Below are 9,068 nucleotides of genomic sequence, written 5' to 3' on the forward strand. Positions count from 1 at the left end.
CCCAACTTTGTTGTTATATCCAGCCCAACCGGGCTATCTCCAAGGAGACAGTCCCCAGTTAAACTCAGGAAACTTTACGCAACTTACGCTGCGGCCTCGCTTGGCATATACATATCAACCATCGTGCCAACTTTGCTTACATAAGCAGCGAAAGGCTCTATCTGGGCATTTCTGTCAATTGTGAACTTAGTCAGGAAACCATGGGCGTGTATTTTGGTAACACATGTGCCGCTTTGCGGCACATAGAATGGTGTCGTCGTGTGTCAGGCAGCTTTTATCCCGCTCTATATCCCGCTCTATAAAAAACTCTGTGCAAGCGCGAAATCACTTTCCCTGGCACTTTTAACGCCAACCAACGAGTTTGCCCCATTTCCATTTCCACGGTAGCCACGATGTGGACTGCACAGGCTGGGCAGGTTGATGTTCAACCGTTCTGTCTTGATCAGGAGACTCTTCATGTTCATATCCATATTCATGTCCATGTTGGAGTTCAACTGGAACCCAAACGTCATGCTTAAGCATGTATAAAGAACCGTCCTCCCCTTTACTTACTATACGAATGACTGGTTCCGCATCGTCACCCTCTCCGGTAGAACTAATCAACGACTTTGCTTCGATAAGATCACTGCCATCTTCATCGGGTTTGTAACGCTCAATCAAGTTTGACACCCTCTCAAGCAGAATATCCTGATCAATAATGAAATAAATACCTGCTCCTTCCTGATCTATGGATGAATCCTGGGGCAACATAACTCCAGTCAATTTAAAAGGCGGGGCAAATGTGAATTGATTCGGGGGGGTAACCCCTAGTGGTACAAGGGTGCTAATCTTGCGTCGTAATTTTCCATTAAAAGCCAGCTCTGCATCCACACTGCTTAATTGCATGTAATCAGAGTTATCTGATATAAAATCCGTATGACTATTTAAAAGTCCATCCCGCAGTTTTTCCTCATATTTGTCTCCTTCCAAAAAGTTACCAAAGGCCTTTTCACCTACACGTGCGAGCACTTTTTTTATACGCTCTGCCAGCTCTTCCTTTGTATCACCCGAAAGAGCTCTACTTTCATCAGCAGCTTGAGAGGTACGGGAGCCTAATCCTGCTGTTATTAAAATAACTTCTTGCAAAGCATAATCCGAAGTGATTCCAGCTAACCGATGCATGGAAGCCTTATGAGTATTGTCTAATTGAGACATTGCCTGTGTTGCTGGCGTGTCTAATCTTTGGAGTTTATCTTCACTCACAGCTAGTTCTTCTCGGCGTTCATCCTCTTGGCTATCAGCCCGAAGTTCAAGTTTCAGAAGCATGTTTAGTCTGGGCAGGGTAGGGTCCGTCGTATTGACCGGCTTGAACGTTTTGATCGGACCGACCGGAATTGCATAAACAGTCACAACCCCTGTCGTGTATTTTTTCCCGATCGGACTTGTTCCTTGCCCAGGCGTGAACTGTATACGTATGTGGACAGGCCCCAGTTTATACGAGTGCAAATAGTAAGCTGGGCTATAGTAAGAGCCTTCCACTTCATACCACGTCGAATGCATCTCCCATCCGTCCGAGGCTTTCAGGGTTGTTGTTAAGGCAGAGGCAGAGGCAGAGCCATTCCCAATACTTTGAAGATAAACTGGTAATTGAACGGTTTCACTTTCATCAATAGTCACGACTTTTACGGGACTAATGCGGGTGTAAGTTGTTTGTTTCTCCTCTGATTGGATGTCAGTTCCCTGATCACCTTCGACAGGTTCATCATCCTCCTGAGTGGAGTTACTGATACCGACTATCCCTTTAACCTGTTCGGTTTCTTCTGTATTTCCCTTTGCACCAAGCTCTTCGGTTCCTTTCTCGTCTCCAGAAGAGACATGGGCTACCTCTTCATTCGGGTCTGTTTCTTTTGTATGTTCCCCTGTATCAGGCTTATCGGCCTTCTGCCTTTCCTCAGTGAATTCACTGACTATATTTGTAACCTGTTCGATTTCTTTTGTGTTGCTCTCTGTTTCAGTATGCTGGCTTCCTGCTTGAAGAGGTGGAGGAACAACCGGAAGACTTGTGTCGTCTTCTCTTTCCGTGCCCCCAGACGATGTCACTACTGCCAGATTTGTAGAAGGCGTTAGACTCTGTGTGCTGGCCAATTTCTCTTCGGTACTTTCTTTATTTGGACGCTGTTTATTTGAACGCTGTTCTTTTTTCTGCTTGCCCTTCTTGAATTTCGAAGTTTTGAGGTTGTGCGGCTTTGTCGCTGATGGTGAGTCGAAGGCTTTCAAACCACGATCCCCTGAACGTCTTGTTAACTCGAGGGTTTTCGAACTACGTCTCACTGGACGTTTGCTTTCTCTCATCTCTTGATCTGGACCGACCTCCGTCATATCGCTTTTAGGTTCAGAGTTTCCCCCAAGTATGGCGGCTCCAGGCAAGTGAGTAGATGCAGCACTGCCACTTTTTTCTTGCGACGCGCCAACGTTCCCAACCCACAGCGCCGTCAAAAGGCTGAAGAGTGGGAGCTGAAACACAGTTACCAGCACTTGGCGCATAAAAAAACCTCCTGCTCTGCACGAGAGAGTACGTACAGGGTGAAGAGGTATAGATCAGAGCTTGCGTTTTTACAGCTTTTTGTAAAGCACATGCCTTCAGTATTTCTCTTTGATCTATACAGCCATAAAGTTCAGATTTTCTACTTATAATGAGCCATCCCCCGTTACTGAGAGTGAAGAGACAACTGTCGTGAATAACAACTGTCGTGAATAACAAGTGTCGTGAATAACAAGTGTCGTGAATGCTGTGCCTGTTTCACGTAAGGCTGACCTGCATCATTGCAGCAATGGTGCATATCACGCACATTGCCAAGTCTTCACAGTTTCTCAAATCAGCACTGATCACTGCATAGGGAAAATGCATGAGTGGCTCTGGTTTGCCTGAGGTTGCCCTTTGAACGCAACCCAACGAGGTTCTCATGCAAGATACTCAAAAACCCGGCCACCTTCTAGACGCCCGCGGCTGCCTTTGCCCACAACCTTTGATTAAAACCCGTCGCCTCTGGAAAACCCTGAACACAGGGGAAACCTTTCGGGTGTTGCTGGACAATGAAATCGCCCATGCAAACCTGTTGTCATTCCTGAATGACCAAAACGCTCAACCGCAAACCAGCCGTGATGACGATGACTGGGTTATTGATGCCGTACGCAGCAAAGGGGCAGATAACGCTTCAAAGAAAGAGGCCGAAAAATCGCCTGCACCACAAACAGCTCAAGTTGCTGCGCTAACGCCAACGGAAAGTTTCCAGAAAGCAGCCCCTGATTATGTAGTGGCACTCAAGAGTGACCGCATGGGGCAGGGCGATGACGACCTTGGCCAAATACTGGTGAAAGGCTATATCAACACGCTTCTGGAACTCGACAACAAACCAAAAACAATTGTTCTTTATAACGGGGGCGTCAAGCTGGCGACTGAGAGTTCTGGCGCAGACGTTTCCCTGAAAGCTCTGGAAAACAGCGGCGTGGATGTGATTGTGTGCGGAGCCTGCGTCGATTTCTTTGAAATCAAAGATCAGCTGGCCGCTGGCCGTATTTCCAATATGTATGACATTGCTGAAAAGCTCGCAGCTGCCGGGCATGTGGTGTATCCCTGATGCTTACTTACTTTGATAATGGCGCTACCAGTTTTCCTAAACCTCCACAGGTCGCAGAAGCCATTTCCCATTACCTGATGGAAGTGGGTGGTAATTATGGCCGCTCCGCCCATTCGAGAGCTTTAAAATCTGGAACAACGGTCGAACAGTGCCGGGATCGCCTTGCGGAAATAATGGATATCTCCCTGGTGGAACATCTTTGTTTCGCCAGTAATGCCACTCATGCGGCCAACGTAATTCTGCAAGGTTTGTCTTTCAAAAAAGGGGCAGAAGTTCTGATCTCCCCGGTTGAGCACAACGCCTGCGCACGACCATTAAAAATGCTGGAAGAGCAAGGGCATATCAAGCTGGTGACTCTTCCTGCTGGCCCAGACGGCCGTATTATTCCAAACGAAATTCCTGCACTGATTAACAGCCACACAGCTCTGGCTGTGATTAACCATCAAAGCAATGTGAATGGTGTTATCCAGCCGGTTGCAGACATTCGCAAAGCAGCTGACTATCTCCCAATCATGCTGGATGCGTCTCAGTCCCTTGGGAAAACCCCCGTTCGCGTGGATGAGTGGATGTTGGATTACGTGATTTTCACTGGCCACAAAAGCCTGCTGGGGCCAACCGGAACCGGAGGGTTGTATATTCGCCACCCGGATCGTGTAGAGCCGCTGGTGCTCGGAGGTACTGGCAGCAACAGTGAACATTTGTCCATGCCTTTACAAATGCCGGATCGATTTGAAGCTGGCACCCCCAATATTGCCGGAATATTTGGCCTTCTCGCAGCTTTGGATAACAGACCGGAACCTGCGCACAGCCATGATGACTTCCTGAAACTTCTGGATAACATCGAAAGTATTCCCGGTTATTCCATCCTGCGTACTGAAAACACGGATAACCAAGGGGAAGTTATTTCCCTGAACCATAGCAAGATGGATGCAGGAACTTTGGCATGGGAACTCTCTAGCCGTTTCAATATTGAGAGCCGCTCCGGGCTGCACTGTGCACCCTCTGCCCACCAACACCTTGGCACCTTTCCCCACGGCACATGTCGTTTAACACCATCTCCGTATCACACCCCGGAAGATTTTGAGTATCTGTTGGGCGCACTCAGGGAGGTTTCTCAATCCAGCGAGCAACAGAAGAAAGCCTCATGAGCCGCACATTTCTGTTATTCAAAACCATGCGGTACGCCATCAAGGCGGAAGCTCACTGTCGCGAACAAAATATAAGTTGTCAGGTTCTGCCTGTTCCACGGGAAATATCTTCGGAATGCGGAATGTGCTTGGAAGTTAACCCAGCTAAAGCTGACACAGTGAAAGATCAGCTTGATACATCTGGTTTTCAGGTCACTCTGGCCCGTATTTAAGGTTTATAAGTTATGTCTACCACTGATACAAACACTACTGATACAAACACTACTGAAACCAGCTCTGGCATCGACCTGCTCAAAACTGTTGAGTATGGCGGCTGCTCCGCAAAGCTTTCTCCCACTGAACTTGCGGGTATTCTCAGTCAACTGAATTTCCCCAGCCACCCGGATCTTCTGGTGGATATCTCCACCCACGACGATGCTGGTGTATACAAAATCAATGATGAAACCGCGCTGATCTTCACCACTGATTTCTTCCCACCAGTGTGCAGTGATCCGGAAGAGTTTGGCGAAATTGCCGCTTCTAACGCCTTAAGTGATGTATTCGCTATGGGTGGCAAAGCGCTGATGTGCCTGAACCTGATGATGTACTCCACCAAAGATCTTCCTGTTCAAGGTTTTGCGGAAATCCTGAAAGGCGGTCATGCCAAAGTCTCTGAAGCAGGCGCTCTGGTTGTTGGTGGACATACCATTGAAGATCATCCACCAAAGTTTGGCCTCGCGGTTATTGGCACTGTTCATCCAGACAAAATTGTCAGCAACAGTGGCGCTCGCCCTGGTGACAAACTGATTCTGACCAAACCTCTTGGCATTGGCGCATTGATCTCTGGCCATCGTGAACAACTGGCCAGTGATGAAGCCTATCGCAATGCCGTGGAACAGATGAAGCTGCTGAATCGTACTGGCGCAGAAATTATGTGCCAATACGACACCTGCTGTGCGACAGATATTACCGGCTTTGGTTTGCTGGGCCATGCCCGTGAAATTGCCAACGGCAGTAAAACAACCTTGCGTATTAATACCGAGACTCTACCACTGCTCGATGAAGCTTATGATCTGTTTGATGATGGCTGTATCCCTGGCGCAGCCTTCCGCAACCTGCAGTACATTGGTGATGATGCAATATTCCGGGATAGTTTGGATTACAACCTGAAAATGCTCACCTGTGACGCCCAGACTTCTGGCGGCTTACTGATCTGCGCTCCGGCTGAAAGCGCCAACGATATGCTGGCAGAACTTGTCGCCAGCGGAAAACACCCACAAGCCAGCATCATCGGAGAAGTTTTGCCTCGCGGTGAAACCGCTTTGGTTATAGATTGATTCAATTCCGCTCTCTCGCAGGCTTTTCATATCATTGAGTGGCCTGTGAAGGAGTCACTCACCATCGGTGGATGATTGCTTCAACTTGCCTATATTTAGAAGAAATCAGGCGATCATAAAACCACCGGATTTATGCCAGAACTCATACCCAAAAGAGCGAAATACAGGCGATCTATTCGTCATATACAAACAGCAATCTGCTGCTGTGCTTTAATTTTGACAGCTTCTCTTTCCTCTCCTTCCAGATCGCAGCAAACAGTAACGCCTCCTCCACCTCACAAGGTCACCGTAAAAGAAGCCCTGAGTGAAAATCATCATGGAGGGACAGTTGATATTACTGGTGTGGTACTTCGGCAGATTGGGCCAGAAACCATACTGCTTCACGATGGCACTGCCGCTATAGAAGTTGATGTTCCCCCCAACCACATTCCCCAGAGCGGCCTGAAGCCCAATACTCGCATTCGCATCAAAGGTGAGGTCACTCACGAAGATAATGGCAGTCACGAAGTGGAAGCTAACCAGGTGTTCTGGACTTTCTAAAACACTAACCTACACGCCGGATTGCCAACAAATCTCACCAAATTTTCATGCAGGCTTTACTACTTGCTTCTAATATTTATGCTTTTCTCCTGAAGCGAACAATTGTTCACCCCCTTCAATGACCGACCCCTGAATCAGGCGGCACCCCTATGACGACCCTTCGATTCCATTACATACTTCTTGCTTTACTCACTTTAATGGCTTCCATTGTTTGCCACGCTGCCGGAACTTCATTTTCCGTCCATCTTAAAAGAAATATTCCCGGCGGAGGGCTTCAACAAAGGCTCCTGCCCGCAGTTTTTGAGAAAAACCTCGTTAAGAATGGATACGTCATAGATCTGGGGATGATGAACACTGACGAATCACAATACTCACTGCACGTATCGCCTGTTCAGGATGGAGTGAGAGTTGCCCTGAAAATGTCTCTTCAGAAAGAAAGTCCTGCGATACAATTTGAAGATCACAAAATCATCAATGGAGTTATTCTTTCCCATAAAGATTCCGAACCCAAATACCAGTACCAACTACTCAATTCTCAACTGGAACCATTGGACGAAGCCGTTGAGATTCCAACCCTCTCTCAACATACCTCCCCTGTTCGTCACAGCAGAACCAAAACCAAAGTTGCTGCCATGCCAGATCTAATTGCAGTCCTCAACCTGCTTGTCAGAACCCACAAGGATCAGGATGAGTCTTCCCTCGGGGAAGAAGCAACCAGCCTTGCCCAAGCTCTGGATGGCGTTGTATACCCTGATGAATGTACTCCACAACAGCTACTTACTTTTGTTGAAGCCGATGACGATCACTCTGGCATATTAGACAAAGGCAATCGGTACGCTGTACCGGTACATGACATGAAGTCACCCCTCGAAGACACCACACATTTTGAACCAATTATTCCGCGAGCATCGTCCAAAAATCCGTTTCCTTCTGTTATTACCACGGTCTATAACCGCTCTGATATGCCAAAACTCGGATATATGACATCGCCGATATTTATTGAAGGCTCTGGGCAAAGACTTATTCCTCGAAAGGGAGCGACTGTCAGGGGGGATTTGTATTTTCTACAAGTCACTGATGATAGCCATGATGGAATGCTTATCGAGTTGTACCCTCTACATAAACCAACGGTAGAGCAATCCGCCGATGTTTTGCCTAACAATAATGCTGAACTCACTTTGCATATATCCGCAGATAACAAGACAGTCCACTTGTATGATGCATCATCTGAGCATCTCGCAAAAGTTCATCTTGACTCGCCACTAGCCATGCTGGCTGCATGCTCGACGTTGGAAAGAAAGGTAAAGAGTATTAACTATGTAAAACTGGCAAATATGATGTCAGAGTGGACAGACTGGCTCCAACAGCCAGATGAGCCGTCCCATCCACTCCCTCCAGAACTTGACGAAAAAATTATAACGGCCTGTTTTAATGGCCAGCGCACTCCAGTAGCACAACTCCACTCCCGAATATCCTTCAGTCACCTGCCCGATACCTTGGATGTGAATATGGGATATAAGAACTCTCATCTCCACCTCCCCAACACCCTGATGAATCCATTTAACCCTGCTCACGGCTTAGCCACAGACGCACTTTACCTGCTAGATGGGGATGGCGAAAAAACACCTTATTCTATCCACCTGATATCTCATGCCTCCAACAGTTACGTAGCCACCCTTCATTCACTGCCTTCCAGATTAAGCGAAAAATATCAGGCATCCATACAGACAGAGCGATTAATGAATGGTGCGTCAGATGCTTTGGCAACGCTGCAGGTTGAATACATTGAAAACAACAAAATACGCGTTCAAATGTTTAACCAGGACGGAACCCTGCACCATTTGAGCACTCTCGACACTACCTGGAATATGGACAAAGACATAATAAGCCTTCTTCCTCTCCAACTCACTCATCGGGAGGCTAAGAATAAAACTGTTAATTTGCCCGGTCTTTCCGTCTGTACCAACCTGTTGGCTCATGCTACCACGGGGGTTTTCATCGGCGATATAGATGAAAGTCAGCTGACCGCCTTAACACACCCCCAAGCTTCACTGGATACTTCTGATAGTAGTGGCGCTTATTACAGTGATGTCCAACGGGATAGCGCTGTGCCACATTTCAGACACATTACGTCTCGTCAGTTTGTTGGGGCTACAAAACGATCTCTACGCCTTATGGCAAAACATCCCAGAAAAGCTATCTTTGGTGGAGTGAGTTTAGGGGTAGCTGTAGCTACAGGCGCTTACTTTTTCCCTGACGTAGCTACAACGACATACAGCGGACTTATCTGGGCTGCAGGAGGGTTCGGGCTCCTCAATCCTGGTGGTGGAGAGGACAGCCGGTCACCCACCCTGAACCCTCCTGGCTCACTATCTAATGTTTCGACAAGTTTATCCGGGGTGTCTTCAAATTCATCGTCATCTAATGTTTCTACAGACCCATCCGAG

General features: G+C 47.6%; 7 protein-coding genes. 6 read left to right on the top strand and 1 reads right to left on the bottom strand.

The window, feature by feature from the left end:
• Window positions 1-342 precede the first annotated feature (342 nt).
• Entirely contained in the window at window positions 343-2,523 is a 2,181-nt protein-coding gene (locus QMA35_RS07535) for a hypothetical protein (RefSeq protein WP_281646529.1), read from the bottom strand.
• A gap of 419 nt (window positions 2,524-2,942) precedes the next feature.
• On the opposite strand from QMA35_RS07535, the gene yedF reads away from it, so the two are divergent.
• The 6 genes from yedF to QMA35_RS07565 form a co-directional block, all read left to right on the top strand.
• The gene (yedF, locus tag QMA35_RS07540) at window positions 2,943-3,617 is read left to right on the top strand and encodes a sulfurtransferase-like selenium metabolism protein YedF (RefSeq protein WP_281646530.1); all 675 of its coding nucleotides are present in this window, start codon (window positions 2,943-2,945) and stop codon (window positions 3,615-3,617) included.
• Entirely contained in the window at window positions 3,617-4,765 is a 1,149-nt protein-coding gene (locus tag QMA35_RS07545) for an aminotransferase class V-fold PLP-dependent enzyme (protein ID WP_281646531.1), read from the top strand. Before yedF ends, QMA35_RS07545 begins: the two co-directional genes overlap by 1 nt.
• The gene (locus QMA35_RS07550) at window positions 4,762-4,977 is read left to right on the top strand and encodes a DUF3343 domain-containing protein (protein WP_281646532.1); all 216 of its coding nucleotides are present in this window, start codon (window positions 4,762-4,764) and stop codon (window positions 4,975-4,977) included. Before QMA35_RS07545 ends, QMA35_RS07550 begins: the two co-directional genes overlap by 4 nt.
• A 12-nt stretch (window positions 4,978-4,989) precedes the next feature.
• Window positions 4,990-6,081 (top strand): selenide, water dikinase SelD, encoded by a 1,092-nt coding sequence (selD, locus tag QMA35_RS07555; RefSeq protein ID WP_281646533.1) that lies wholly within the window; start codon window positions 4,990-4,992, stop codon window positions 6,079-6,081.
• 216 nt (window positions 6,082-6,297) lie between these two features.
• Window positions 6,298-6,621 carry a NirD/YgiW/YdeI family stress tolerance protein gene (locus QMA35_RS07560; protein WP_281646534.1) on the top strand — a complete coding sequence of 108 codons (324 nt, stop codon included), beginning with the start codon at window positions 6,298-6,300 and terminating at the stop codon, window positions 6,619-6,621.
• Between the two features lie 149 nt (window positions 6,622-6,770).
• The coding region (locus QMA35_RS07565; protein WP_281646535.1) for a hypothetical protein at window positions 6,771-9,068 on the top strand (2,298 nt) is incomplete at its 3' end.

This window comes from Parendozoicomonas sp. Alg238-R29, assembly GCF_947331445.1.
GTDB lineage: Bacteria > Pseudomonadota > Gammaproteobacteria > Pseudomonadales > Endozoicomonadaceae > Sansalvadorimonas.

Bases quoted from the DNA above. Each gene is read 5' to 3' on its own strand.
- QMA35_RS07535 (WP_281646529.1), bottom strand. From the start codon at position 2,523: ATGCGCCAAGTGCTGGTAACTGTGTTTCAGCTCCCACTCTTCAGCCTT.
- QMA35_RS07550 (WP_281646532.1), top strand. From the start codon at position 4,762: ATGAGCCGCACATTTCTGTTATTCAAAACCATGCGGTACGCCATCAAG.
- QMA35_RS07545 (WP_281646531.1), top strand. From the start codon at position 3,617: ATGCTTACTTACTTTGATAATGGCGCTACCAGTTTTCCTAAACCTCCA.
- yedF (WP_281646530.1), top strand. From the start codon at position 2,943: ATGCAAGATACTCAAAAACCCGGCCACCTTCTAGACGCCCGCGGCTGC.
- selD (WP_281646533.1), top strand. From the start codon at position 4,990: ATGTCTACCACTGATACAAACACTACTGATACAAACACTACTGAAACC.